Genomic DNA, 24416 nt, shown 5'->3' with positions numbered 1-24416 from the left:
AAATGAACCTGTTTTCCGAGATCCGCGCCCTTGTACTGGACGCGCTGGCGCAGATGCAGTCCGAAGGCGCGCTGCCCGAAGGGCTGAGCTTTGACAACGTGGCGGTTGAGCCTCCGCGCGACGCGGCACATGGCGATATGGCGACCAACGCGGCGATGGTATTGGCAAAACCAGCCAAGATGAAGCCGCGCGACATTGCCGATGTGCTGGCCGGAAAGCTGGCCGCTGATGAACGGATCACCAGCTCCGAGGTGGCAGGGCCGGGGTTTTTGAACCTGCGGCTGGCGCCGTCGGTCTGGCAGGGTGTGCTGACCGCCGTGCTGGAACAGGGCAACGATTATGGTCGCTCGACCATGGGACACGGGCAGAAGGTGAACGTCGAATATGTCTCGGCCAATCCCACCGGTCCGCTGCATGTAGGCCATACGCGGGGCGCGGTCTTCGGTGACGCCTTGGCAAGCCTGCTGGCTTATTCTGGCCATGAAGTTACGCGTGAGTATTACATCAACGATGGCGGCGCGCAGGTGGATGTACTAGCGCGTTCGGCCTATGAGCGGTATCGCGAGGCCAATGGCCTCAGCCCCGAGATTGCCGAGGGGCTCTATCCCGGTGACTATCTGATCCCGATCGGCGAGGCGCTGAAAGAGAAATACGGCGATACCCTGATCGACAAGCCTGAAAGCGAATGGCTGGAAGACCTGCGCAACTTTGCCACCGATGCGATGATGGACCTGATCCGCGCTGATCTGAAGGCGCTGGGCGTCGAGATGGACGTGTTCTTTTCTGAGAAGTCCCTCTACGGTACAGGCCGGATCGAGGCTGCTCTGCAGTCGTTGACCGACAAGGGCCTGATCTATGAAGGTGTGCTGGAGCCGCCCAAGGGTAAAAAGCCCGAAGATTGGGAGCCGCGCGAGCAGACTCTGTTCAAATCGACCGAACATGGCGATGACGTGGACCGCCCAGTCAAGAAATCGGACGGCGCGTGGACCTATTTCGCGCCCGATATCGCCTATCACTATGACAAGGTCAGCCGTGGCTTTGACGCTCTGATCGACGTGTTTGGTGCCGACCACGGCGGCTATGTCAAACGGATGAAGGCGGCTGTGTCGGCGCTGTCCGATGGCAAGGTGCCGCTGGATATCAAACTGACCCAGTTGGTAAAACTTTGGAAGAATGGCGAGCCGTTCAAGATGTCCAAGCGGGCAGGGAACTTCGTTACTCTACGCGATGTGGTGGATCAGGTCGGCCCGGATGTGACCCGCTTTGTGATGTTGACCCGCAAGAACGACGCGCCGCTGGATTTCGATTTTGACAAGGTGCTGGAGCAAAGCCGCGAGAACCCTGTGTTCTACGTGCAATACGCCCATGCCCGCGTCATGAGCGTTTTGCGCCGCGCGGCTGAGGCCGGGATCGCCGCAGATGATGCGACCCTCAAAGGAGCCGATCTGAGTAAGAACGATCACGTATCCGAGCTGACAGTCGCCAAAAAGCTGGCTGAATGGCCGCGACTGGTGGAAATCGCTGCCCGCACCAACGAGCCTCACCGCGTTGCGTTCTACCTCTATGAACTGGCCGGAGACTTCCACGCGCTGTGGAACAAGGGCAATGATGAAACCCAACTGCGGTTCATCCAGGATGGCGATGTTGCCACAAGCCAGTCAAAAATCGCTTTGGCCCGTGCCGTTTCTGTTGTGATTTCAGCGGGCTTGGGTATTCTTGGCGTTACCCCGGCGCAGGAGATGCGGTAACAAACACCGCCCGAACCGCCGGTACGAGGTAGGCAAGAAATGACCCGCGCGCCTTATTTTCCGGCGCGAAACGGGCGGTGAGGCGGACATGGCAAATAACGTTTACTCGGGGCAGATGAGTCCCGAGCAGATGCATTACACGAATCAACCCTCGGTTCAGGGCGGTTACGATTATTCCGACGACATGCACGGGTATGAAGAGACGCCGCAAGCTGCGGGACTGGGTCGGATCGTGAATTTTCTGGGGGCGGCCGCGTCCTTGGCTTTGGTCGCCGGTATCGCCGTTTGGGGCTATAAGTTGGTCATGCGCGATGTCAGCGGTGTTCCGGTTGTCCGCGCGATCGAAGGGCCGATGCGTATCCAGCCCGAAAACCCAGGCGGGACACCTGCAGATCATCAGGGCTTGGCGGTGAACGCAGTGGCCGCCGTCGGCACCGCTGCGCCGCCTGCAGATCGTTTGATTTTGGCGCCGCGGCCAGTTTCGCTAACGGATGAAGACACGCCGGTTGAACCGCTGAAGCCCACACCGGCCGTGCACTTGGTGGAAGAAGAAATCTCTGATCAAGAGGCGGCGCAACTGCGCCAAGGTGCCGTGGATGCGGTGGTTGCTGAACTGGCGGACAAGCCAATTGAACAGCCACAGGACGGTGTGCAACTGGCGTCGCTTGCGCTTGACGACGAACCGGCGATTGACCCTGCGGACTACGCAGCGCAACTGCCGGACCCCGCAATTGCAGCGCTGCCCGGTGTGCGCCGGTCGCTGCGGCCCATCACACGCCCGGCACGCAGGATCAGCAACCCGATCACACCTAGCAGCAGCACCGAAGATGCCATCAATGCGGCAGTCAAAGCCGCTGTTGGCTTGGATGTCGACGCTGATACCCTTTCAAAGGGCACCCGTATGGCCCAGCTTGGGGCCTATGAAAGCACCCAGGTTGCACAATCGGAATGGGATCGCCTGAACGGTCGGTTTGGTGAGTATATGGATGGAAAACAGCGGGTTATCCAAAAAACCACAAGCGGTGGACGTACCTTCTATCGGCTGCGGGTTTTGGGGTTTGATGATCTAAGCGACTCACGTCAGTTCTGTGCCGCGCTTCAGTCGCAGGGGGCGGACTGTATCCCGGTCGCGGCACGGTGACATTCGGCGCTGCGATCTCGGACGCGGAAGGGCTGCGGCTTACATCCGACGAGAAAAGACTGTTCCGCGAGATGAACCCGTTCGGGTTCATCCTCTTTGCCCGAAATATCGACACTTCCGATCAAGTGCGCGCCTTGTGTGACGATTTTCGTGAGGCGGTGGGCCGCAACTGCCCGATAACGATTGATCAGGAAGGCGGACGCGTTCAGCGCCTGCGCGCGCCTTTGGCACGCGAATGGACCCCGCCGCTGGATCATGCGGCTCGGGCCGGGGAAAAGGCCGAACGGGCGATGTATCTGCGCTATCGCTTGATCGCGCTGGAATTGTTCGAGCTCGGGATCGACAGCAACTGTGCCCCGATGGTTGATTTGGCGCGTGACGACACCCATGCGTTCCTCAAGAACCGCTGCTATGGCTCTGATCCTAAACAGGTTGCGAAACTTGGCCGCGCGGTTGCCAAAGGGCATCTGGACGGCGGTGTTCTTCCGGTCATCAAACACATGCCCGGGCATGGCTTGTCCACGCTGGACAGCCACCATGACCTGCCGCATGTGGATCTGACTCAAGAAGCACTGGAAGGGGCCGATTTCGCCCCGTTCCGCGCGCTGAACGACCTGCCGATGGGGATGACCGCACATCTGGTCTATGACCGGATCGACCCGCAACCGGCGACGATTTCACCTACGATGATCGGCCTGATCCGCGACAAGATCGGTTTCGATGGGCTGATTATGACCGACGATATCTCGATGAAAGCCCTGTCCGGCGCGCCCGAAGAAATCGCTGGGCAAGCGCTGGCTGCGGGCTGCGACGTGGTTCTGCATTGCAACGGTACCTTTGAAGCCCGCGCCAAGGTGCTGGACACCGTCGGAGAGATGACCCCACTAGCGCAAAAACGCGCCGAAAAAGCGCTGTCGATGCGGCAAAAGCCTGTGGAACTTGACATCGAAGCCGCCGAGGCGGAACTATCTGCCCTAATGGGCGGGCAGGTATATGAACGATAACCTTTTTAGCGAAGATCCGGTCTCGGTCGCGGATCGGCTTGCCGCCGAGGCGCTGATTGTTGACGTCGACGGGTTCGAAGGCCCGTTGGACGTGCTGCTGACCCTGTCGCGGACGCAGAAAGTTGACCTGCGCAGAATCTCGGTTCTGGCGCTGGCGCAGCAATATCTGACCTTCGTTGAAAAAGCCCGTGCGCTGCGGATCGAACTGGCGGCGGATTATCTGGTCATGGCCGCCTGGCTCGCCTTTCTGAAATCCCGCCTGCTGCTGCCGCCCGATCCTGATGACGAAGGACCGTCTGGTGAGGAATTGGCCGCGCATCTGGCGTTCCAACTTGAACGCCTTCAGGCCATGCGCGACGCGGCTGCACGTCTGATGGCGCGGGATCAGTTGGGGCGTGATTTCTTCAAACGCGGGCAGGGTGAGGATGTCACTCGCATCCGCACCGTGACCTATTCAGCCACGTTGTTGGATCTGATGCAGGGTTATGCGCGAATCCGCACCCGCGATGAATTCCGACCCTTTGTCATGGACCGCGATGCTGTCTTTACCATGGAACAGGCGTTGGAACGGATGCGCCCCTTGATCGGGTTTGCGGGCGCTTGGACAGATATGGAGACCTATCTGCCCGACGGTTGGGATGCCGATCCGGTGCGGCGGCGCTCGGCCACGGCGGCGACGTTTGCGGCCTCGCTGGAGCTGGTGAAAGAAGGACATATGGAGATCAAGCAAAGCGAAACCTTTGCACCGATCCATCTGCGCAAGAGGACCGAAACACGTGACTGACACCTCTGAGGAAACCGGCACCCTGTTCGAAGCGCCCCCCCTGGCCGAACAGGAACGTATGGTCGAAGCCGTGCTGTTCGCGAGTGCTGAACCCGTTTCGATCAGCGATCTTGAAGCCCGGATGCCCCACGGCAGCGACGCGGCACAAGCGGTTGATCTGCTGCGCAAACGCTATGAGGGGCGCGGCGTGCGCGTTGTGCGTGTAGGGGAGGCCTGGGCCATCCGCACCGCCCCCGATCTGGGCTTTTTGATGCAAAAGGAAACGGTTGAGACACGAAAACTCAGCCGTGCCGCCATCGAAACTTTGGCCATCGTGGCCTATCACCAGCCCTGCACGCGGGCCGAGATCGAGGAAATCCGTGGCGTCTCCGTCTCGCGCGGGACCATCGACCAGTTGCTGGAAATGGAGTGGATTCGTTTGGGCCGCCGCCGCATGACACCGGGCCGTCCAGTGACATTTGTCGTGACGCCGCAGTTTCTGGATCATTTCGGGCTGGAAAACGCTCGCGACCTTCCGGGGCTGCAAGAATTGCGCGCCGCGGGTTTGTTGGAAAACAGGCCACCTCCGGGCACGATCCCCTTGGGGGAGGGCCGCGACGAGGAAGAAGACGAAGATCAGGTGGAACTGTTCGAGGAAGAGTGATCAAACGGCCCTTTTGTTGCCAGACAGATCACCTATTTTGAGGTTCAGGAAACGGAGTTGAGCAATGAATGCCAATCGAATGATCGATATGATCGTGCGTCAGGTGATGCGCCGTCTGGTCAATAAAGGCGTGGACAAGGGCTTTGATATGGCCAGCCGTATGGGCGGCAAATCGGATCAGGGCGGTGATACAGGCCAACAGAAACAAAGCAGCGGTCCACGCCCGTCTCAAAACATGAGGCAAACGCAGAAGATGACCCGGCAGATGCGTCGCTTTATGAAGTTCTAGCCAACCGGCTTGAAGTGTTTGGACAGCTTCAACCCTTGTCCCTGATAGTTCGAGGCAATGCCCGCGCCATAGAGTTGCGTGGGCATTTCGGCCATTTTCTCATAGACCAAACGCCCGACGACCTGTCCGTGTTCGAGCACAAACGGGGCCTCGTGGCAGCGCACTTCCAGCACCCCGCGTGACCCTGCGCCCCCGGCGGCCGCGTGACCGAAACCGGGATCGAAGAAGCCGGCGTAGTGCACCCGGAATTCACCGACCATGGCCAGATAGGGGGCCATTTCAGCGGCATACATGGGCGGGATATGTACTGCCTCGCGGCTGACCAGAATATAAAACGCGCCGGGGTCAAGAATGATGCGACCATCCGTGGTGCGTACCTCTTCCCAGTATTCTTGCGGGTCGTATTCGCCGATCCGGTCCAGATCGATCACACCCGTATGTGGCTTGGCGCGATACCCAACCAGATCGGTATCGGGCAGTTGCAGATCGACCGAAAAGCCCAATCCGTCCTGAATCACTGCCGCTCCATCCACCAATGGCGACTCGGCGTGCAGCGCGTTTAGTTCCGCATCGCTTAGCACCGCTTGGCCCTGACGGAACCGGATTTGGTTCAGACGCATTCCGGGCCGCACCAGGACCGAGAATGATCGCGGGCAAATCTCGGCGTATAACGGCCCGGTATAACCCGCGGGCACCCGGTCGAACTCGGTGCCGCCATCGGTGATGGTGCGGGTCAGCAAGTCCAGCCGCCCGGTCGAGCTTTTGGCATTGGCCACGGCGGTCACGCTGTCGGGCAGGGCGAGTGATTCCATCAGTGGCACCAGATAGACGCAACCCTTTTCCAGAACCGCACCGTCGCTAATGTCGATGCGGTGCATCTCGAACTCGGCCAGACGGTCGGCGACCGAGCGCCCTTCGCCTGCCAGAAATGAGGCGCGCACGCGGTAAGCCACTGTTCCCAAACGCAAGTCAAGGCTGGCCGGTTGTACCTGCGGGTCGATTATGGCGGGATCGGCGGTGATCTCACCGCGTGCAATCATGCCTTCGATCTGCTGGTTTGGGCATACGCCTGTCATTCCGATCCCCCCTGATGCCAGAGCGGGATCTGGCCTGTCTGCCATAAACGTCGTTGTGATTTGGTCGGGCTAGCAGGACTCGAACCTGCGACCTTCCGTCCCCCAGACGGACGCGCTACCAGGCTGCGCCATAGCCCGACGTTGGAGTGTTCATAACGGTTTTCCCGGCAGGGGCAAGAGGAAAACATTGCCTTTTTCTTATCCCGCCGATCGATTCTCAATTCGGTTCAGAAGGGCGCGCAGGTCACGGGCAACAGGCGCGATCTGACGCAAAAGCTGATCGTCAAATTCAGTCCGATTCCACGCTTGGGTGGCGATGCCACCCAGCAACGGGGCCTCATCCAGCTTGTCCAAAACAGGCTGCGGCGGCACGGGCGCTGCGGGCACCGGTGCCTCGGGCAAATCAAGTGAGATCTGTTCTTGGGGTGCGGGCGCGGGCTTTGCTGCAAAGGGAACGACCACGTTGTCTTCGGTTGCGGCAGGCTTGGCCTCATCCTCCAAACCCTGAGACAATGAGGCGACGTAGGCCACGCCTTGTTCGCGTAAAATGCGTTGCACGCCTTTGATGGTGATCCCATCCTCGTGCAGCAGCTTTTTGATACCACCCAGCAAGCGCATGTCATTGGGGCGGTAATAGCGCCGCCCACCGGCGCGTTTGACCGGTTTGACCTGCGTGAAGCGGCTTTCCCAAAATCGCAGGACATGGGCCTGAACGCCCAGCCAGTCCGCTACTTCACTGATCGTGCGAAAGGCGTCTGGGGACTTGCTCATGGCGCTGCCGTCCTGATCCTATTTGCGGTTCCCTGCGGCGACGCGATCCTTCATCAGATGCGACGGGCGGAAGGTCAGTACGCGGCGCGGCTGAATAGGAACCTCTTCCCCGGTTTTGGGGTTGCGGCCGATACGGGCAGTTTTGTCCCGAACGCTGAATGTTCCGAAAGACGAAATCTTGACTTGCTCGCCTCGCACTAGCGCGTCGGACATATGATCCAGAACGCTTTCGACCAGCTGTGCGCTTTCATTGCGTGAAAGGCCAACCTCGCGAAAAACGGCCTCGCTCAGATCCATTCGGGTCAGTGTTTTGTCGCCCATGCCAATCCCCCTGTTGATGGTAGAGCATAGGGTCAGGGCAAATTCACTGTCAATATCAATGAATTGCAGGTCTGTGTGTAAGCCGTTTTGCGCCTGTTACCACCGAAGGAGGACTGATCCCCAGGCCAATCCACCCCCGATTGCCTCAGTAACAAGCAAATCACCCGGTTTGAACTGGCCGCGTTGCTTGGCCACGGACATGGCCAAGGGAATCGATGCCGCAGAGGTGTTGCCGTGATCCTGTAGGGTGACTACGACGTGATCCATGGGAACGCCCAATTTCTTGGCGGTGCCCTGAATGATGCGGATATTGGCTTGATGGGGGACAATCCAATCCACATCCTCGTGACCCAAACCCACTTTTTCCAAGCAAGTCTCGGCAGTTGAGGTCAAACGTTCAACCGCCTGGCGGAACAGCTGATTGCCCTTCATCCGCAGATAGCCCGTTGTTTGCGTCGACACGCCGCCGTCTACATACAACAAGTCTTTATAGCGACCGTCGGAATTCAGATCAGTAGCGAGAATACCGCGATCTTCGGCCGTGCCGTCACCTTCTTGTCGTTCAAGAATCAGCGCGCCCGCACCATCGCCAAAAAGCACGCAGGTGGACCGGTCCGTCCAATCCATGATTCGCGAGAAGGTCTCGGCCCCGATCACCAGCACCCGTTTGGCCTGATCCGAAAGGATCAAAGCGTTGGCATTGGTCATGGCGTAAACGAATCCCGCACAGACGGCCTGAACGTCAAAGGCAAAGCCTTTGGTCATACCCAACCGCGATTGCACCATGGTGGCCGCTGAAGGGAAGGTCAGGTCCGCTGTCGATGTGGCCAGAACGATGGCGTCGATGTCGTCGGCCGTCAGTCCAGCATCGGCAAGCGCTGCTTCGGCCGCCTTTGTGGCCATGTCGGATGTGGTCTCGCCCTCGGCTGCGAAATGGCGGCGTTCGATGCCGGACCGCGTCTTGATCCACTCATCGGACGTATCAAGCGACTTTTCGAACTCGGAATTCGGCACAATTCGCTCTGGCAAATAATGTCCGACACCTACAACAACTGAACGGCCTGCCATGTTGGGGTACTGCCTTTTTTGTTATTCGCCCGCCTTGGACGGAGCTTGGGCGGCATCTTGTGCAAGCTCGACTGTCGATGCAACCCGTGCCGCCAATTTTTCAGAGAACCCGGACTGTGCCAGGGTAAAGGCCAGTTTCACGGCGGCCGAAACTCCGGTGGCATCTGCGCCGCCATGAGATTTCACCACAGTCCCATTGAGGCCCAGGAAAACCCCGCCATTTACACGGCGTGGGTCGATACGTTTCTTCAACCGGTTCAGTGAGGTGATGGCCAGAACCGACGCCAGCCGAGACAGGGGCGAGTATTTGAACGCCTCACGCAGAAGGTCCCCGATCAGGCTGGCCGTGCCTTCGCCGGTCTTGATCGCGACATTGCCGGTAAACCCATCGGTTACAATGACATCTGCCTTGTCACCGGGGATATCACTGCCTTCGACAAAGCCCACGAAATCAAAGCTCGCCTGATCCGCAAAGTCCGTGATCATGGCATGCGCTTCTTTCAATTCAGCGCGGCCCTTGTGCTCTTCGGTGCCTACGTTCAGCAGGCCGATCCGGGGGCGTTCCAGCGCCATGCCGTTGCGCGCGTACGAGGCGCCCATCAGCGCGTATTGCAGCAGATCCTTCGCGTCGGCGCGTACATCTGCGCCCACATCCAACATCACGTTGAACCCCTGCGGGTTGCGCGATGGCCACAGAATCGCGATGGCCGGGCGGTTTACACCCGGCAATTTACGCAGCCGCATCATCGACAGCGCCATCAACGCGCCAGTATTGCCGCACGACACCGCACCATGGGCTTCGCCCTGGCGCACCGATTCCAGTGTCGACCACATTGAGGTCTGCTTGCCGTGGCGAACAACCTGGCTGGGCTTGTCCTCCATCGTGACCACGTCGGTGCAATCACGAAAAACGACGCGCCCGTTCAGGACGCGTCGTTTCGCAACAAGTTTGCGCAACTCAGCCTCAGGCCCGTGCAGGATGAACGCGATGTCGGGGTTCTTATCTGCCGATTTGGCGATCCCCGCCACAACTGCGGCGGGACCCGAATCTCCGCCCATAGCGTCAACCGAGATGGTGATCCGTCCGGTTTGCGTGGGCTGTTCCGTCATGCCTTGGCCTGCGCTTTGAAAGGCTTAGGCCGCGTCTTCGTCCAGGTCGATTTCGTCGGCCTGAGCGACGACTTCACGGTCATCATAGTGGCCGCAGGACGCACATACGTGGTGCGGGCGCTTCAGCTCGCCGCAGTTTGCGCATTCGTTCGGGTTTGCAGCAACCAGAGCGTCGTGTGCGCGGCGGTTGTTGCGACGCGACTTGGAAACTTTGTTCTGTTGGACGGCCATGGTCTCAACCTTTGTCTACTGAGGGTCCGCAGATTCGCTGCCGACCGGGTTTCATTCTTCGTTTTTTACGTGGTTTGACGCGCGTTTAGGGGACGAGCCCCGCAATGTCCAACCCAAATTCCGATGAGCGCGCAAAAATACTGCGATTCTCGACATGTTCAAGCGATTTTTCTGAGGGCGTGCTATGACAGGAAATCAGACCCGTGTCACTCGTCTTTTTTTAGTGCATCGCGCAGGCTGGCAAGTCCGGCAAAGGGTTTTGCATCTTCATCTGTCATCGCCTGTTTGCCCGGCTCTGTATAGTCGGCCTGTTCCAGTTCCGCACCATCTTTGCGCGGGTATTGGGGCAGGGACAGCGACAGCGCCTCGATCATTACAATGGCTGGGTCGATCTCGGACCCCAAGGGCTCCGACTCGTCGCCTTCTGGGATTTCGAACTCTTCCTCATCGGGGTCGGTCCAATCGGCCAGAAATACCCGCGTGACGGGCACGTCGATCCGGGTCGTCACCGGCTCTAGCGTGACGACGCAGGGCTGGATCACTGTTGCGCCCAGCTTACCTGCGAGTGCCCAGTCGCGTTTTCCTTGCGCGCGGACGTCTCCGACAAAGCTGAGCTTTCGCAGACCCAGCAGGCCCAGGTCATCGCGGATCGCCTCAAGCGCTTTGGTGTCGGGGCGCAGATCGAACGAGGTTGGCGCGTTTTGCGGCAGGTCGGCCACCCGCAGAGATGTCTGGTTGCTCATTCGTTACCCTTTCCTGTGTTGAACCGGGGCTGCGGTTTGATGTAAGCGGATAGGGTCCGCAAGGGACCAAGGCAAGAGGGTGTGCATGTTAAAGGTTGTGAACAGGTTGAAACCGGCGTCCAGAACGCTAGTGCTTGCAGCCTGTGTGGCAGGTATCAGCGCGTGCTCACCTGTGTTCGAGAATCACGGGTACATCCCGCCCCCCGAAGACCTGGCCGAGATTCAGGTGGGCGTGGACACACGCGAAAGCGTCCTCGACTCGGTCGGTGCGCCGTCCTCGTCCGGCGTAGTGCGGGATTCTGGGTTCTACTATGTGCGGTCTCGGGTGCGTCACTATGGTCCGAAACGACCCGAAGTGGTCGAGCGTGAGCTTGTCGCCATCAGCTTTGATCAGGGTGGTGTGGTGCGGAACATCGAACGGTTCGGCCTTGAAGACGGGATCGTCGTCCCTCTGGAGCGGCGGGTAACCGAATCGAGCATTCAGAACCGCGGATTCCTGCGCCAGCTGTTCGGCAATATCGGCAACTTCAACCCGGCCAATATTCCGGGCGCGACCAACTAATCAGCCTTCGCCTCTTGTCCGCGTCACAGGATGGTCACACATAATGTGATAGGCACCGAGACGGGATGAAACGAGTCGGTGATCGCCGAATAGAGGACGACCATGGCTTTACTGCTTGGCAAAGGCCGGTATCGCGCCCGGTTGGCATTGACTGGGGCGGACATCGTGGCGGCACAGAAGTTGCGCACTCTGGCCTTTGGAACGGATCAGACGGATCGGGATGATTTTGATCGCCTCTGTGCGCATGTTCTTGTCGAAGATATGCGTTCCAGTGGCGAACTCGTCTGCTGTTTCCGCATGTTGACGATGGAGCGTGGGGACGAAATCGGCCTCAGCTATTCAGCGCAATTTTACGATCTGTCCGCTTTGGAGGAATTTCAGGGGCGCATGGTCGAGATGGGGCGGTTCTGCATTCATCCCGACTGGACCGATCCTGACATACTGCGCGTCGCATGGGGCGCGATGACGGCTTATGTCGATCAGAACAACGTTGAGATGCTGTTTGGCTGTTCGTCCTTTGCCGGGACAGAAACGGCCGAGTATCTGGATGCTTTTGCAATGCTAAAACACCGTCATCTGGCGCCCAAGCGCTGGTTGCCACGGGTCAAGGCACCGGATGTCTTTCGTTTTGCCGCACGGTTGCGGCGTCGGCCCGACGTCAAAAAAGCGATGTTGCGGATGCCGCCCTTGCTGCGCACCTATCTGTTGATGGGCGGCTGGGTCAGTGATCATGCAGTGGTCGATCGGCATATGAACACGCTGCACGTGTTTACCGGGCTCGAGATCGGGGCGATTCCGCCAGCCCGGAAACGTCTGTTGCGGGTGGTGGCTGGGTAGATTCCGTATTTTTGACGAGAACAAGGGCTGGGCGTTGACGCGCCGACCCTGCCGGTTTAGCTGGCGGGCATGGCGAGAATTCCTTTGTTGCAGATGTCCGGCATTTCCCTGACCTTCGGGGGCGATCCGGTGTTTTCCGAGCTTGATCTGGTGGTTCAACCCGGCGACCGCGTGGCGCTGGTGGGGCGCAACGGGTCCGGCAAATCGACCCTGATGAAAGTGATGGCCGGACTGGTTGAGGCCGATCAGGGCGACATCGTGGTGCCTCCGGGCAAGTCGGTCGGTTATATGGAGCAAGACCCGGGCATGGAGGGCTTTGCCACACTGGGCGACTATGCCTCCAGCGGGCTAGAGCCGGGCGAACTGTATAAAGTCGAGCGCGCAGGCGAGGGGCTGAAGTTCGATCCGGCGCGCCTGGTCGAAACGGCCTCGGGCGGGGAGCGTCGCCGCGCGGCATTGGCAAAACTGATGGCCGAAGCGCCAGACCTGATGCTGCTGGACGAACCGACCAACCATCTGGACATCGAAGCGATTGCCTGGCTGGAACGTGAGCTGGGCTCGACCCGCGCGGCTTATGTCCTGATCTCACACGACCGCGCTTTTCTGCGCGCTTTGACCCGTGCGACCCTTTGGATCGACCGGGGTGCGGTGCGGCGGCAGGAACAGGGGTTTGATGCGTTCGAGGCATGGCGCGACAAGATCTGGGAAGAAGAGGATCAGCAGCGCCACAAGCTGAACCGCCTGATCAAATCCGAGGCGAAATGGGCCGTTGAAGGCATCAGCGCCCGCCGCAAACGCAATCAGGGCCGAGTGCGCGCCTTGCAGGCGTTGCGGGCTGAGAAGGCAGCGCAGATCAAACGTCAGGGCTCGGCGGCGATGACGTTGGAGGCAGGGCCTAAATCGGGGCGCAAGGTGATCGAAGCCAAAGGGTTGGCCAAGGCTTTTGATTCAATACCCATCGTGCGGAATTTTGATCTGCTGGTGCAGCGCGGTGATCGTGTGGCCTTTGTTGGCCCCAACGGTGTGGGCAAGACGACGCTACTGAAAATGCTGCTAGGTCAGGAAACCCCGGATGAGGGCGCAGTCACGCTGGGCACCAATCTTGAAGTCGCCGTCTTCGACCAGACGCGCGCCCAGCTGGACCCCGAGATGAGCCTGTGGGACAGCCTGACCGGCGATCCCGAAATGCGGGTTTCGGGCAAGGCCGATCAAGTCATGGTCGGCGGGCAGCCGAAACATGTGGTCGGCTACCTAAAGGAATTCCTGTTCGACGAACGGCAGGCGCGGGCGGCGGTTAAATCCCTCTCGGGTGGTGAAAAAGCGCGGTTGTTGCTTGCGAAACTGATGGCCAAAACCTCGAACTTGCTGGTGCTGGACGAACCGACCAACGATCTGGACGTGGAAACGCTGGACCTGCTGCAAGAGCTGTTGGACGATTATGACGGCACCGTCCTGTTGGTCAGCCACGACCGCGATTTTCTGGACCGTGTCGCCACAACGACCATCGCGATGGAGGGCAACGGACGCGCCACTGTCTATGCGGGTGGTTGGTCGGATTACATAGCTCAGCGCGGCGATCTCCTCCCTATGAAGGAAGAGAAATTAAAACTTTCCAAGCCGAAGGTCAAGCAAGAGGTGCAGCCGAAGGCGGGTCTGTCCTTCTCGGAAAAACATCGCCTTGAAAAACTGCCTGCCGAGATGGAACGGCTTGAGGCCGAGATCGGCAAGCTGGAAGAGCTGATGTCCGACCCCGAGCTGTTCACCCGCGAGCCGGTTAAGTTCCAGAAAGCGACCGAGGCTTTGGTCGAGCGGCAGGAAAAACTCGCCGCTGCCGAAGAGGAATGGCTGATGCTAGAGGAAAAAGCTGAGGGCGCTTAGGCTGGCAGCACGCGGGCTGGGTTTCCAACCACGGTCTGCCCGGCGACGACATCCTTTGTGACTACGCTGCCCGCGCCGATGGTGGCATTGTCGCCGATGGTGATACCGGGCAACAGGATTGCTCCGCCACCGACCCAGACATGTTTGCCGATTGTGACAGGCAAACCAACCTCCAGCCCCTGCGCGCGATCTGCCGTATCTTTGGCATGCTGGGCGCAATAAATCTGCACATGGGGCCCGAACATCGTATCGTCGCCGATCCGGACCGGGGCCGTATCCAGAACGACGCAACCGGCGTTGAAATAAACTCTGTCACCCAGATGAATGTTCATCCCATAGGCACAGTGAAACGGTGCTTCTAGCAAACAGTCCGCGCCTACATGACCGAAAAGGGCGCGCAGTTCCGGCCCCATGTCTGTGCGCCGGTCCGGTGGGCTGGTATTATGGGTATGAACGGCGCGTCTGGCTTGATCGCGCAAGGCGTTCAGTTCCGGGTCCAGACAACAATACCACTGCCCGGCCTCCATTTTCTCGCGCTCGTTCATGGCGCAGGTTTACCGCATTCTGAGCGCACCGTCGATGCGGATGACCTCTCCGTTCAGATAGCCCATTTCCACGATGAACCCGGCCAGCCTCCCATATTCGTGCGGGTCGCCAAGGCGGGCAGGGTTAGGCACATCGGCGGCCAGCTGCTGTTGCACCTCTTCCGGTAGTCCGGCCAGCATGGGCGTCATGAATATGCCCGGTGCAATCGCCATCACGCGGATACCGGTCGAGGCCAGGTCGCGCGCCATGGGCAGGGTCATTCCCACGATCCCTCCTTTTGAGGCCGCATAGGCCGTCTGCCCCTTTTGCCCGTCGAACGCCGCGATAGAGGCCGTGTTGATGATCACGCCGCGTGCACCGTCCGGTTCAGGGTCATTCTTGGCCATCTCAGCCGCCGCAAGGCGCGAGACGTTGAACGAGCCGACCAGATTGATGTCGATTGTGCGCTGAAACGCGTCCAGAGGGTGCGGGCCGTCGCGTCCAACGGTCTTGATGCCCAAGGCGATGCCTGCGCAATTCACAGCTGCCGTGACACGCCCCATCTTACTTGTCGCAAATGCAACGGCCTCGGTCACCGATGCCTCGTTGGTCACATCGGTCTGGACAAAGTGACCACCGATTTCGTTGGCGACATTTGGGCCCCGGTCGGCATCGCGGTCCAGAATCGTGACCTGCGCGCCCTGATCAGCGAAGTGGCGCGCGGTTGCCTCGCCCAGACCCGACGCTCCGCCGGTGATGAGTGCGGCTGTGTTGGACAGGTGCATTGCGGGCTCCTTTACAATATATGAACACCTGTTCAATAACCTGTCGCACCCCTGTCTGTCCAGTGATCGGTTGCAGGGAAGGGGCTGTGCCACGAGCAAGTATGAAGGCGTCTTCATGTTTGGCTCATGTGGGGATCACGTCCAATCGCCACTTCGTGACCGAAGAAACTTTGCAATTCGCGTGTTTGGTGAATGGAGGTGCTGTGATGCGTAATGTTTTGAAAGGTGCGGCCGGAGGGCTTTTAGTTGTCCCCTTGGCGAGTGTGATGTTTGTGGGTGAAGCCTCGGCCGCGCCTGAAGTGTGCAATTGGAAAACCGCGCGCGATGTGACCAAAAGCGGTGATTACGCGGCCTTGTGCGACTGTGCGCAGGTGACGCCCAGCTTTTTGGAGCGGTTGCAAAAACAGAGTGATTTTCTGACCACTTTGCAGGTAACGGGCGAACAATGTCCGGGGCTTGCAGGTTTGCTAACAGATTTGCCGACTGCCTCGATCGGATCCAACGCTCCGCTTGGGGAAGATCGTGACAACGAGCAGTCGGCCGATGCAGGGCCGGGTGTCGGCGGTCCGGGCGGTGGCGGAAACTCTGGCGATGGGCCGGGTGACGGCGGCGGCGGCGATGGGCCCGGTGACGGGCCTGGTGACGGCGGAGATGGGCCGGGTGATGGCGGTGGCGGCGACGGACCAGGTGATGGTGGCGGTGGCCCCGGCAATGGTGGTGGACCCGGCAATGGCGGCGGTGGTAACGGCGGAAATAATGGCGGTGGCAACGGCGGCGGAAACGGCAACGATGGGAACAATGGCGGCCCCGGAAACGGGAACGGCAATGGTGGCAACCCCGGTAACGGCGGCGGCAATAATGGCGGCTCCGGTCCTGGTACCGGTAATGGCGGCGGCAATAACGGTCAGGGCGGAGGCTCAGGCAACGGTGGCGGCGGAAACGGCAACGGCGGCAATAATAGCGGTGGCAATAATAGCGGTGGCAATAATAGCGGTGGCAACGGCGGCGGCGATGGCAACGGTGGGAACAATGGCGGCCCCGGAAACGGGAACGGCAATGGTGGCAACCCCGGTAACGGTGGCGGCAACACTGGCGGGTCCGGCCCAGGCACAGGTAATGGCGGCGGCAACAATGGTCAGGGCGGTGGCTCGGGCAACGGTGGCGGCGGAAACGGTAACGGCGGTAACAATGGCAACCGTGGGAACCGCTAAGACAGGCCATACCTGAAACGACGACGGCCACCCATTTGGGTGGCCGTTTTTCTTAGGATAGAACTGAGCTTAGCCCAGTTGCACCAGCGCGTGGCGCTTTTTACCCGCACTCAGTTTGATCGGAGACGACAGCGCACCGGCGTCGATCATCAACCCTGCATCAGTCAGCAGCGCGTCATCCAGTTTGGCTCCGTTTTCGGCGATCAGGCGCTTGGCCTCTTTGCCGGTTTTGGCCAGGCCTGATTTCACGATCAACTGCACGATCGAAGTAGGCAGATCATCTGCGCGCAGCGTCAGCGTTGGAAGATCATCGCCCACGCCGCCTTTTTCAAACACTTCGCGGGCGGTCGCCGCGGCGGTTGCGGCGGCCTCGGCCCCGTGCAGCAGAGTAGTGACTTCGTTGGCGAGGCGGATTTTGGCCTCGTTGATCTCAGATCCTTGCAACGCGGCCAGACGGTCGCATTCATCCATCGGAAGTTCGGTGAAGATCTTCAGGAACCGGCCAACATCCGCGTCGGTGGTGTTGCGCCAGAACTGCCAGAACTCATAGGCTGACAGCATGTCGCCATTCAGCCAAACCGCACCGCCCTGCGACTTGCCCATCTTGCGGCCGTCGCTGGTGGTCAGCAGCGGTGTGGTCAGGCCGTATATCTCGTGATCCAATACGCGGCGGGTCAGGTCGATACCGTTGACGATGTTGCCCCATTGGTCCGAACCGCCCATCTGCAGAACGCAGCTATAGCGGCGGTTCAGCTCAAGGAAGTCATAGGCCTGCAGGATCATGTAGTTGAATTCGAGAAAGCTCAGCGATTGTTCGCGGTCCAGCCGCGATTTTACGGACTCGAACGAAAGCATCCGGTTGACCGAGAAGTGCCGCCCGATATCGCGCAGGAAATCGAGGTAGTTCAGACTGTCCAGCCATTCCGCATTGTTCAGCATCAGCGCGCCGGTCTCGCTGTCATCATAGGACAGGTACTTGGCGAACACCTTCTGCATTCCTGCGATATTTGCGTCGATCTGTTCGGGGCCCAGCAGGGGGCGTTCATCCGACCGGAACGAGGGGTCACCCACCTTGGTCGTACCGCCACCCATCAGCGTGATCGGCTTGTGGCCGGTCTTTTGCAGCCAGCGTAGCACCATGATGTTCATCAGGTGGCCCACATGCAGCGACTGCGCCGTTGCGTCATAGCCGATATAAGCTGTTTGCACCCCGCTGATCAGCGCCTCGTCAAGGCCCTGATAATCGGTGCAGTCGGCGAGAAAGCCGCGCTCGATCATCGTGGCGATGAAATCCGATTTGGGGTGGTAGGTCATATCCGTGCCCTTTGGGTTTATGTTGCGGGGCAGTGTATAGGCGGTGGGGGTGGCAAGGAAAAGGCACCTTTTGCACGAAAAGCGCGGGCCGGGCCCGATGTGGCTTGCACTGTCTTCGCGTTACCGTGCAGGCTGAGGCCAAAGCGCCGGATCAACGGGCGTGACGAACACGAGGGCAAACATGGGTCGGGCGATCAGCAAAACAGGCGCAGTCAGGGCATTGGGCGCCATGTCGGGCACGTCTCTGGACGGTGTTGATACGGCTGTGGTCGAAACCGATGGTGTGCGCATTCTGGGCTTTGGTCCCAGCGGATACCGGGCCTATTCAGATGCCGAGCGCGCCGTTTTACGGGCCGCGCTGGGCCAGTGGCACGGGCCCGACGTCGATGCCGCTGCCGAGCTGGTGACGGTTGCCCATGCCGAGGCGCTGTCCGAGTTCGACGAGATCGACCTGATCGGCTTTCACGGTCAGACCCTGGCGCATGAGCCGCGCGGGCGTGGGACGTTGCAAGTGGGCGACGGCGACGGTCTGACCCAGGCGCTGGGTGTTCCGGTCGTGTGGGATTTCCGCAGTGACGACGTGGCGATGGGGGGAGAGGGTGCTCCGCTGGCGCCGTTCTTCCATTTTGCCTGCGCCAAGTGGATCGGCGCGACCGAACCTCTGTGCTTCCTGAACTTGGGCGGAGTGGGGAACCTGACCTATGTGGACCCCAGCTTTGACGGCCCCGAGGCTCCCGGTGCGTTGCTGGCCTTTGACACCGGCCCGGCCAATGCGCCCGTGGATGACCTGATGCAGGCGCGGCTGGGCCTGCCGATGGACCGGGACGGCGCGCTGGCCCGCCAAGGGTCGGTCGAGGCAGGCGCGCTGGAGCTGTTCCTGTCCGAGCCGTTCTTTCGCAAGATGCCCCCCAAATCGCTGGACCGGAACGACTTTGCCGAGATGATCCGTCTGGTGCAGGAACTATCGGACGCCGACGCCGTGGCGACCCTGACCGGCATGTGCGCCGCAGGCGTGATGCAGGGGATGGAGCATTGCCCCAAACCCCCCGCGCGCGTGCTGGTCACGGGTGGAGGCCGCCGCAACCCGGTGCTGATGGACATGCTGCGCGCGGGCCTCGATTGCGCAGTCGAGCCGGTCGAGGCCGTGGGTCTGGACGGGGACATGCTGGAAGCCCAAGCCTTCGCCTACCTCGCCGTCCGTGTGGCGCGGGGCCTGCCGACCTCATGCCCCGGAACCACAGGCGTCAGCGCGCTTGTGGGAGGAGGCGTAGTGAGTAGTGTCGAGCGTATTGAGGACTCGATTAAGCGTTTTTAGGTCACTCTATGTGTCACACCAATAACTATCATCTAGTGTGCTTTATGCAAACAAAGCCTAGATTTATTGGTCTATTGTTGTGAAATGAGTGCGCTAAATTCGCGTCAAGTCACATTTTAGTCATTTTCTTTTGTTTGGATTAGATCCTCGAAAATAAACTGGGTGGCGGTATTCGACTAGGCTCGAGGGAGAAGGGTATGCCATCTGAAAACAGTGGAAATTTCCTTGACTACGTGAAGTCATCAGGCGCGGGAGCTTCGCGTCTGCATGAATCCGAAAATAACAAACAATCCATCGGAACTTTGAGCGGTGATCTGCTGATGATCGATGAGTCAGCGGCCGCCAGGGGCAGCAAAGGGCCGCCAGCAGGCATAGGCGGCGGGGGTGAAACCGAAACAGAGGTTGTCACGGACACGTACATCACCGGTCAAGGCGACGGAATCGACGACAGCCTTCAATACAATATTGAAGTCCGGTTTGTAGGTGACTGGCCTGAAGATCTGAAGTCAGTGTTCATTGCGTCCGCAGACTATTTGGCTTCGCTTGTTGATGGCGATATCGAAGACGCTGTCGATGGAGAAGGGAACCTCTACGACGACCTCGTCATCATGGCGGATTTGGATGCAATAGACGGAGAAGGCGGCGTGCTGGGGCAGGCGGGTCCGACCGCAATACGCTCTGATACTGGTTTGCCAGCTTTGGGAGAAATGACGTTCGACGAAGCGGACGCTCTGGCGTATCATGATGCCGGGCAATTCGATGATATTGTTCTGCATGAAATGATGCATGTCATGGGTCTTGGTACGCTTTGGGACTACTACGGTCTGGTATCGACTGTGGTGGACGACAATGGCACCAGACGGCCGACTGATGACATAGTGACCAGCGTTTATACCGGTGATGCAGCGAACTCAGCTTATGTCGGCTACTTCACTGAAGACGATTTCTTGTTTGTAGAGACTGACGGTGGGTCGGGCACAGCAGGAGGACACTGGGACGAAGAAGAGTATCAGGATGAGCTGATGACCGGGTATATCGGGTATGTGGCAGATGATGGCTCGTATGATGCCACCAACTATTTGTCAGATTGGTCAGTCGCGTCCCTAGAGGATCTTGGTTATGTCCTTGCGGAAGGTGCGGCTGGCATCGAAAACGAAATCGCACTGGCCTAATATTCTGGTCACAAGCTGTTTGATGACGTCTGGTTGCTAGCCATCCAGAGCAACCGCCGGTGTTGTTAGCTCCTTACTTTGCGGATGTACGCGCTTGTAAAGTTAGAATACCCGTCTGACGTCGATTTCAAATGCGCTCTGGTCCATTCGTGCAACGCCGGAAGCTGATGGAAGGGGACATTCGGAAAAGCGTGGTGCTCGGCGTGGTAGGGCATGTTCCAGGCCAGAAAGCGGATCAGGCGGTTGGTGAAGGTGGTGCGGGAATTCTCGAGCATATTTGCGACCGGCGGGCAGAGTCCGTGTTCGGCCAGAAGGTACAGCCTTAGAAAGGGCTGGCCGACCAGAACGGGGAGCAGCCACAGCCACCACAGCACGGGTGATATAAACAGGCTGACAAGCGCTAGGGCGTAGAGGCCCAGTAGCACCCGCGCCTCCAGCCGCATGGCTTTGTGCTGACGCGCCGGTAGATAGGGCGCGTGGATCCGACCGCAGGCATTTTGCACCAGAACCTGCGCCATGGCACGCCAATAGGGCCAGCCGCTGAGGTAAATCAGCAGGCTGGACCAATTGTCGGGCTTGGGTTTGCCGCCCAGTTCGGGATCATTCTCGGGGTGGTTGGTCCATTTGTGATGGGCCAGGTGAAAATACCGAAACCAGACAAAGGGCAGGGCAATCGGAATCGCCACCAGATGGCCCACGACCTCATTCAGCCAAGGGGATTTGAACGGCGTCTTGTGCGTGCATTCATGGCTGAGGGTGAACAGGAACACCAGCAGGATACCCTGAGGCAGGATCAGCAAAGGCCATAAAGGCACCTGCGCAATGATGCCGATACTGGTGACAGACAACGCCAGTAGATACAGCGCCAGATGCCGCAGCCCGGCCGTGTTGGACCGCTCTTGCAGTTTGTCTTTCGCCTCGGGCGGGATCGACGCGATGAGGGCGCGGTGATCCATGGCTTAGCCCTTGGGGATGTCGAAACCGGGCGCGGCCAGCTCAAACCCGTCGAACTCGAATCCCGGGGAAACCGTGCAGCTGACCAGCGTATAGGCGCCGGTGCTGCGCGCGGCCTGCCAATGACCCTTGGGGACGATCAGTTGCGGCGCGCCTTGTGTCAGGTCGGGGGACAAGAGGTGCTCGGTCGCCGGGCCGTCATCCGAGGCGCTGAGCGACAGGATTAGCGGATCGCCCGCGTGGTACAGCCAGATCTCGGTCGCATCGACGCGGTGCCAATGGCTGCGTTCCCCCTCGGCCAGAAGGAAGTAGATACAGGTGCCGGTGGCGCGGCCTGCGTTGTCGGCGCGCCATGTCTCGCGGAACCAGCCGCCCTCGGGGTGCTGTTGCAGGTTCAGGTGGTCGATGATCTCTTGTGCGGTCATGGGGCCCTCGGGGTGTTTGGGGCGATTATGCACGGGATTGCGTGATCCGCTATGGTATTCGCGTGGATGAGGAATATCTTTTGCGCATGACCCTGACGATCCCGTTTGACAACAGCTACGCCCGCCTGCCCAACAGTTTCTACGCCCGGCAGGCCCCGGTGCCTGTGCGTGCGCCACAACTGATCGCCTTTAACACCGATCTGGCGAAGGTCCTGCGGATCACGCCAGGCGAGGTGCAGGACATGGCCGAGGCTTTTGCCGGCAATACGCTGCCCGAGGGGGCCGAACCCATCGCGCAGCTTTATTCGGGGCATCAGTTCGGCAACTACAATCCCCAATTGGGGGACGGGCGTGCGGTTTTGCTGGGTGAGACCGTTGGAACAGACGGTCTGCGCCGGGACATTCAGCTGAAAGGGTCTGGCCCCACGCCCTTTAGCCGTCAAGGGGATGGGCGCGCTTGGTCGGGGCCTGTTTTGCGCGAATACGTGGTGTCCGAGGCGATGCACGCGCTGGGCATCCCCACGACGCGGGCCTTGGCTGCTGTCGAGACGGGCGAGGTTGTTTTCCGCGAAGAACCCATGCCGGGCGCGGTACTGACGCGCGTCGCGCGTAGCCATTTGCGCGTGGGTACGTTTCAGGTCTTTGCCGCGCGGGGGCAGTTGGACAGCCTGCGCCGACTGACCGACTATGCCATCCAACGCCACTATTCGCAGGCAGAGGGGCCTTTGGGCCTGTTGCGCGCCGTGGCGCAGGCGCAATCTGAACTGATTGCCGGGTGGATGAGCGTGGGCTTCATCCATGGGGTGATGAACACCGACAATTGCTCGATTGCCGGTGAGACTATTGATTACGGCCCCTGCGCCTTCATGGACAGCTATCATCCGAATACGGTCTACAGCTCGATCGACCGGATGGGGCGCTATGCCTATTCGAACCAACCCGGCATCGCGGTGTGGAACGTGGCGCAACTGGCGACGGCCCTGATCCAGCAGATAGACGACAAAGAGGCCGCTGTGGAAGAAGCGACCGAGATCGTTCACGCCATGCCCGATCTGATGGAACAGCATTGGCTAACGCGGTTCCGGGCCAAGATCGGGCTTGTGACCGAGGAGGACGGGGATCGGCAACTGGTTTCGGACCTTTTGGCGCGAATGGCGCAGAACCAGGCCGACTTTACAAATACCTTCCGCGCGCTGGGCGGTGATACTGCGCGCGATCAGTTCACAGACCCGCAAGCCTTCGATCAATGGGCCGATGCTTGGCAGGCGCGGCTGCAGCGGGAAAACGATCCGCGTGCCACGATGATGTCGGCGAACCCGGTGTTCATCCCGCGCAATCACCGTGTCGAGCAGATGATACAAGCAGCCTTACGGGGCGATTATGCCCCGTTCCACCGTTTGAATGACGTGCTGTCGCGCCCCTATGAGGATCAGCCTGACGCGATCGACCTGACGCGCCCGCCCTCAGAAGGCGAAGTGGTTCACGCCACGTTCTGCGGCACCTGACGACGACCCAGAATTTCGAATTGCAAACAGGCCTCGGATTGTTCGATGGGCAGTGTCGGAGAGATCAGACCCCGATCTGCCAGCATGACGGTTTCACGCTTTAACTGGATTTCCCGCCCGGCCTCGGGTTGGACATAGGTGCCCGACGTGCTGCGGTCAGAAAGAACTAGCCTGCCGTCCTTCATGGACAGCACCATGTGCAGGCGCGACACCCAAGGCTGGCTCAGCACCACGTCGCAATTTGGCGACCGCCCGATTGTTAGCTCACTATTGTCAGGGCAGCTCCAGCTTTGGCCTTCGTGTCGCAGCACCAGCGTCAGATGCTCGGGCGCGGCAAGACTGTCTTCGGTGCGGCCATAGGATTGGGGCAGGCGGGTTTGGGTAAACGAATTTGCGGCGGGGTTGACCAGCGAATGCGCCGCGAATTGTTCAGTCAAACCCTTGAGGTTCAGCTGACCCAGCGGGGTCAGCATCTGGCGCGCGCCGTTGTGCAGCAATGCGGCGGCCTCGTCACTGACGCAGGCCTCGCCGGGATTGGCCACAGAGGCAAGACGGGCGGTCACGTTCACGGCCTCGCCATAGACACCCTTTTCCGCGATAACGATCGGCCCGCAGTGAACGCCGACATGGACCGACAGCGAAGTTTCGGGCGATCCTTCTATCAGGGTCAGGACGGCGTTGATTGCCGCATCCGCATCCTCAAAATAGCTAAGAACATCGTCCCCCTTCTGACCGACCTGCACCCCGCCATGTTCAAACAGGACGCGCCGCAGGCGATCCAGTTCCAACTGGATCAGCCTTTGTGCCTCGGCATCGCCTACAGCCTTGTACAAAGGCGTGCTGCCGGAAATATCAGCAATGACCAGGGTCGCGAAGGTGGTGCTCACGTGGAGTCCTCGGTTTGGGCAGGCGGTGTAGGAACTGTTATGCCAAAGGGTATACAAGGCGAAAACCCTCTTGCACATCCGATCCTTACAACACGCGTGGAAATTTAATGTTGCGCT

Annotated in this window: 26 protein-coding genes and 1 tRNA gene; 13 read left to right on the top strand and 14 right to left on the bottom strand. The window is 59.8% G+C overall.

The features are described from left to right. Nucleotides 1-2: 2 nt before the first annotated feature. From argS to ACR0DB_RS00920, 6 genes are all read left to right on the top strand, one after another. Complete coding sequence (gene argS, locus ACR0DB_RS00945) at nucleotides 3-1748, top strand: arginine--tRNA ligase (protein ID WP_480548271.1); 1746 nt, start codon at nucleotides 3-5, stop codon at nucleotides 1746-1748. Between the two features lie 88 nt (nucleotides 1749-1836). Then, complete coding sequence (locus ACR0DB_RS00940; protein WP_480548269.1) at nucleotides 1837-2889, top strand: SPOR domain-containing protein; 1053 nt, start codon at nucleotides 1837-1839, stop codon at nucleotides 2887-2889. Continuing rightward, the gene (nagZ, locus tag ACR0DB_RS00935) at nucleotides 2886-3893 is read left to right on the top strand and encodes a beta-N-acetylhexosaminidase (RefSeq protein WP_480548267.1); all 1008 of its coding nucleotides are present in this window, start codon (nucleotides 2886-2888) and stop codon (nucleotides 3891-3893) included. The genes ACR0DB_RS00940 and nagZ overlap by 4 nt, the downstream gene beginning before the upstream one ends. Continuing rightward, nucleotides 3883-4677 (top strand): segregation and condensation protein A, encoded by a 795-nt coding sequence (locus ACR0DB_RS00930; RefSeq protein WP_480548265.1) that lies wholly within the window; start codon nucleotides 3883-3885, stop codon nucleotides 4675-4677. The genes nagZ and ACR0DB_RS00930 overlap by 11 nt, the downstream gene beginning before the upstream one ends. Next, nucleotides 4670-5320, top strand: a complete 651-nt coding sequence (gene scpB, locus ACR0DB_RS00925; protein WP_480548263.1) for an SMC-Scp complex subunit ScpB — start codon at nucleotides 4670-4672, stop codon at nucleotides 5318-5320. The genes ACR0DB_RS00930 and scpB overlap by 8 nt, the downstream gene beginning before the upstream one ends. 64 nt (nucleotides 5321-5384) lie before the next feature. Next, a complete protein-coding gene (locus tag ACR0DB_RS00920; RefSeq protein ID WP_480548261.1) occupies nucleotides 5385-5609 on the top strand; it encodes a hypothetical protein in 225 nt (74 codons plus the stop codon). Here the strand turns inward: ACR0DB_RS00920 and ACR0DB_RS00915 are convergent. The 8 genes from ACR0DB_RS00915 to ACR0DB_RS00880 form a co-directional block, all read right to left on the bottom strand. Next, on the bottom strand, nucleotides 5606-6685 hold the full coding sequence (locus tag ACR0DB_RS00915; protein WP_480548259.1) for a 2'-deoxycytidine 5'-triphosphate deaminase: 1080 nt from the start codon (nucleotides 6683-6685) through the stop codon (nucleotides 5606-5608). The genes ACR0DB_RS00920 and ACR0DB_RS00915 overlap by 4 nt on opposite strands. A gap of 61 nt (nucleotides 6686-6746) precedes the next feature. Further along, nucleotides 6747-6823, bottom strand: a tRNA-Pro gene (locus ACR0DB_RS00910). A 60-nt stretch (nucleotides 6824-6883) separates the two neighbouring features. Continuing rightward, nucleotides 6884-7456, bottom strand: coding sequence for a MerR family transcriptional regulator (locus ACR0DB_RS00905; protein WP_170782554.1), 573 nt, complete (start codon nucleotides 7454-7456; stop codon nucleotides 6884-6886). An 18-nt stretch (nucleotides 7457-7474) separates the two neighbouring features. Continuing rightward, nucleotides 7475-7777 (bottom strand): integration host factor subunit alpha, encoded by a 303-nt coding sequence (gene ihfA / locus ACR0DB_RS00900; protein ID WP_120633007.1) that lies wholly within the window; start codon nucleotides 7775-7777, stop codon nucleotides 7475-7477. A gap of 96 nt (nucleotides 7778-7873) precedes the next feature. Further along, a complete protein-coding gene (locus ACR0DB_RS00895; RefSeq protein ID WP_480548256.1) occupies nucleotides 7874-8845 on the bottom strand; it encodes a beta-ketoacyl-ACP synthase III in 972 nt (323 codons plus the stop codon). A gap of 21 nt (nucleotides 8846-8866) precedes the next feature. Then, nucleotides 8867-9955: a phosphate acyltransferase PlsX gene (gene plsX, locus ACR0DB_RS00890; protein ID WP_170774492.1), complete on the bottom strand. Its 1089-nt coding sequence runs from the start codon at nucleotides 9953-9955 to the stop codon at nucleotides 8867-8869. A gap of 24 nt (nucleotides 9956-9979) precedes the next feature. Then, entirely contained in the window at nucleotides 9980-10186 is a 207-nt protein-coding gene (rpmF, locus tag ACR0DB_RS00885) for a 50S ribosomal protein L32 (RefSeq protein ID WP_037316137.1), read from the bottom strand. Between the two features lie 206 nt (nucleotides 10187-10392). Beyond that, nucleotides 10393-10929, bottom strand: coding sequence for a YceD family protein (locus ACR0DB_RS00880; protein WP_170788735.1), 537 nt, complete (start codon nucleotides 10927-10929; stop codon nucleotides 10393-10395). Between the two features lie 85 nt (nucleotides 10930-11014). Between ACR0DB_RS00880 and ACR0DB_RS00875 the strand changes: the two genes are divergently transcribed. From ACR0DB_RS00875 to ACR0DB_RS00865, 3 genes are all read left to right on the top strand, one after another. Beyond that, on the top strand, nucleotides 11015-11491 hold the full coding sequence (locus tag ACR0DB_RS00875) for an outer membrane protein assembly factor BamE (protein WP_170774488.1): 477 nt from the start codon (nucleotides 11015-11017) through the stop codon (nucleotides 11489-11491). A 102-nt stretch (nucleotides 11492-11593) separates the two neighbouring features. Further along, on the top strand, nucleotides 11594-12328 hold the full coding sequence (locus tag ACR0DB_RS00870; protein WP_170788734.1) for a GNAT family N-acetyltransferase: 735 nt from the start codon (nucleotides 11594-11596) through the stop codon (nucleotides 12326-12328). A gap of 69 nt (nucleotides 12329-12397) precedes the next feature. Continuing rightward, complete coding sequence (locus tag ACR0DB_RS00865; protein WP_480548254.1) at nucleotides 12398-14206, top strand: ABC-F family ATP-binding cassette domain-containing protein; 1809 nt, start codon at nucleotides 12398-12400, stop codon at nucleotides 14204-14206. Here ACR0DB_RS00865 and ACR0DB_RS00860 read toward each other — a convergent pair. Together ACR0DB_RS00860 and ACR0DB_RS00855 are read right to left on the bottom strand one after the other, a co-directional pair. Continuing rightward, nucleotides 14203-14751, bottom strand: a complete 549-nt coding sequence (locus tag ACR0DB_RS00860; RefSeq protein WP_480548252.1) for a sugar O-acetyltransferase — start codon at nucleotides 14749-14751, stop codon at nucleotides 14203-14205. The two genes, ACR0DB_RS00865 and ACR0DB_RS00860, sit on opposite strands and share 4 nt — an antisense overlap. A 9-nt stretch (nucleotides 14752-14760) precedes the next feature. Next, nucleotides 14761-15516 (bottom strand): 3-hydroxyacyl-CoA dehydrogenase, encoded by a 756-nt coding sequence (locus ACR0DB_RS00855; RefSeq protein WP_170782550.1) that lies wholly within the window; start codon nucleotides 15514-15516, stop codon nucleotides 14761-14763. A gap of 206 nt (nucleotides 15517-15722) precedes the next feature. Here ACR0DB_RS00855 and ACR0DB_RS00850 point away from each other — a divergent pair, with 206 nt between their 5' ends. Further along, nucleotides 15723-16727, top strand: coding sequence for a hypothetical protein (locus ACR0DB_RS00850; RefSeq protein WP_480548250.1), 1005 nt, complete (start codon nucleotides 15723-15725; stop codon nucleotides 16725-16727). Between the two features lie 69 nt (nucleotides 16728-16796). Here ACR0DB_RS00850 and tyrS read toward each other — a convergent pair whose 3' ends face one another. After that, a complete protein-coding gene (gene tyrS, locus ACR0DB_RS00845; RefSeq protein ID WP_480548248.1) occupies nucleotides 16797-18041 on the bottom strand; it encodes a tyrosine--tRNA ligase in 1245 nt (414 codons plus the stop codon). A gap of 181 nt (nucleotides 18042-18222) precedes the next feature. Between tyrS and ACR0DB_RS00840 the strand changes: the two genes are divergently transcribed. After that, the gene (locus tag ACR0DB_RS00840; RefSeq protein WP_480549080.1) at nucleotides 18223-19356 is read left to right on the top strand and encodes an anhydro-N-acetylmuramic acid kinase; all 1134 of its coding nucleotides are present in this window, start codon (nucleotides 18223-18225) and stop codon (nucleotides 19354-19356) included. Between the two features lie 197 nt (nucleotides 19357-19553). Further along, nucleotides 19554-20528 carry a leishmanolysin-related zinc metalloendopeptidase gene (locus ACR0DB_RS00835; protein ID WP_170752718.1) on the top strand — a complete coding sequence of 325 codons (975 nt, stop codon included), beginning with the start codon at nucleotides 19554-19556 and terminating at the stop codon, nucleotides 20526-20528. A gap of 65 nt (nucleotides 20529-20593) precedes the next feature. On the opposite strand, the gene ACR0DB_RS00830 is transcribed toward ACR0DB_RS00835, so the two are convergent. Further along, entirely contained in the window at nucleotides 20594-21484 is an 891-nt protein-coding gene (locus ACR0DB_RS00830; protein ID WP_480548246.1) for a fatty acid desaturase, read from the bottom strand. 3 nt (nucleotides 21485-21487) lie between these two features. Beyond that, entirely contained in the window at nucleotides 21488-21907 is a 420-nt protein-coding gene (locus ACR0DB_RS00825) for a cupin domain-containing protein (protein ID WP_480548244.1), read from the bottom strand. Between the two features lie 86 nt (nucleotides 21908-21993). Here ACR0DB_RS00825 and ACR0DB_RS00820 point away from each other — a divergent pair, with 86 nt between their 5' ends. Next, complete coding sequence (locus ACR0DB_RS00820; RefSeq protein ID WP_480549078.1) at nucleotides 21994-23412, top strand: protein adenylyltransferase SelO; 1419 nt, start codon at nucleotides 21994-21996, stop codon at nucleotides 23410-23412. Here the strand turns inward: ACR0DB_RS00820 and ACR0DB_RS00815 are convergent. Further along, nucleotides 23388-24299, bottom strand: coding sequence for an FHA domain-containing protein (locus tag ACR0DB_RS00815; protein ID WP_480548242.1), 912 nt, complete (start codon nucleotides 24297-24299; stop codon nucleotides 23388-23390). The two genes, ACR0DB_RS00820 and ACR0DB_RS00815, sit on opposite strands and share 25 nt — an antisense overlap. Nucleotides 24300-24416 lie beyond the last annotated feature (117 nt).

The sequence above is a fragment of the Ruegeria sp. AB6 genome (assembly GCF_056542685.1).
Note: the sequence above shows the minus strand (reverse complement) of the source record. Positions and strands in the feature narration are given on the sequence as shown.

Coding starts and splice junctions, on each gene's coding strand:
- argS (WP_480548271.1), top strand. CDS start 3: ATGAACCTGTTTTCCGAGATCCGCGCCCTTGTACTGGACGCGCTGGCG.
- ACR0DB_RS00940 (WP_480548269.1), top strand. CDS start 1,837: ATGGCAAATAACGTTTACTCGGGGCAGATGAGTCCCGAGCAGATGCAT.
- ACR0DB_RS00930 (WP_480548265.1), top strand. CDS start 3,883: ATGAACGATAACCTTTTTAGCGAAGATCCGGTCTCGGTCGCGGATCGG.
- ACR0DB_RS00920 (WP_480548261.1), top strand. CDS start 5,385: ATGAATGCCAATCGAATGATCGATATGATCGTGCGTCAGGTGATGCGC.
- ACR0DB_RS00915 (WP_480548259.1), bottom strand. CDS start 6,685: ATGACAGGCGTATGCCCAAACCAGCAGATCGAAGGCATGATTGCACGC.
- ACR0DB_RS00905 (WP_170782554.1), bottom strand. CDS start 7,456: ATGAGCAAGTCCCCAGACGCCTTTCGCACGATCAGTGAAGTAGCGGAC.
- ihfA (WP_120633007.1), bottom strand. CDS start 7,777: ATGGGCGACAAAACACTGACCCGAATGGATCTGAGCGAGGCCGTTTTT.
- ACR0DB_RS00895 (WP_480548256.1), bottom strand. CDS start 8,845: ATGGCAGGCCGTTCAGTTGTTGTAGGTGTCGGACATTATTTGCCAGAG.
- plsX (WP_170774492.1), bottom strand. CDS start 9,955: ATGACGGAACAGCCCACGCAAACCGGACGGATCACCATCTCGGTTGAC.
- rpmF (WP_037316137.1), bottom strand. CDS start 10,186: ATGGCCGTCCAACAGAACAAAGTTTCCAAGTCGCGTCGCAACAACCGC.
- ACR0DB_RS00880 (WP_170788735.1), bottom strand. CDS start 10,929: ATGAGCAACCAGACATCTCTGCGGGTGGCCGACCTGCCGCAAAACGCG.
- ACR0DB_RS00875 (WP_170774488.1), top strand. CDS start 11,015: ATGTTAAAGGTTGTGAACAGGTTGAAACCGGCGTCCAGAACGCTAGTG.
- ACR0DB_RS00870 (WP_170788734.1), top strand. CDS start 11,594: ATGGCTTTACTGCTTGGCAAAGGCCGGTATCGCGCCCGGTTGGCATTG.
- ACR0DB_RS00865 (WP_480548254.1), top strand. CDS start 12,398: ATGGCGAGAATTCCTTTGTTGCAGATGTCCGGCATTTCCCTGACCTTC.
- ACR0DB_RS00860 (WP_480548252.1), bottom strand. CDS start 14,751: ATGAACGAGCGCGAGAAAATGGAGGCCGGGCAGTGGTATTGTTGTCTG.
- ACR0DB_RS00855 (WP_170782550.1), bottom strand. CDS start 15,516: ATGCACCTGTCCAACACAGCCGCACTCATCACCGGCGGAGCGTCGGGT.
- ACR0DB_RS00850 (WP_480548250.1), top strand. CDS start 15,723: ATGCGTAATGTTTTGAAAGGTGCGGCCGGAGGGCTTTTAGTTGTCCCC.
- tyrS (WP_480548248.1), bottom strand. CDS start 18,041: ATGACCTACCACCCCAAATCGGATTTCATCGCCACGATGATCGAGCGC.
- ACR0DB_RS00840 (WP_480549080.1), top strand. CDS start 18,223: ATGGGTCGGGCGATCAGCAAAACAGGCGCAGTCAGGGCATTGGGCGCC.
- ACR0DB_RS00835 (WP_170752718.1), top strand. CDS start 19,554: ATGCCATCTGAAAACAGTGGAAATTTCCTTGACTACGTGAAGTCATCA.
- ACR0DB_RS00830 (WP_480548246.1), bottom strand. CDS start 21,484: ATGGATCACCGCGCCCTCATCGCGTCGATCCCGCCCGAGGCGAAAGAC.
- ACR0DB_RS00825 (WP_480548244.1), bottom strand. CDS start 21,907: ATGACCGCACAAGAGATCATCGACCACCTGAACCTGCAACAGCACCCC.
- ACR0DB_RS00820 (WP_480549078.1), top strand. CDS start 21,994: ATGACCCTGACGATCCCGTTTGACAACAGCTACGCCCGCCTGCCCAAC.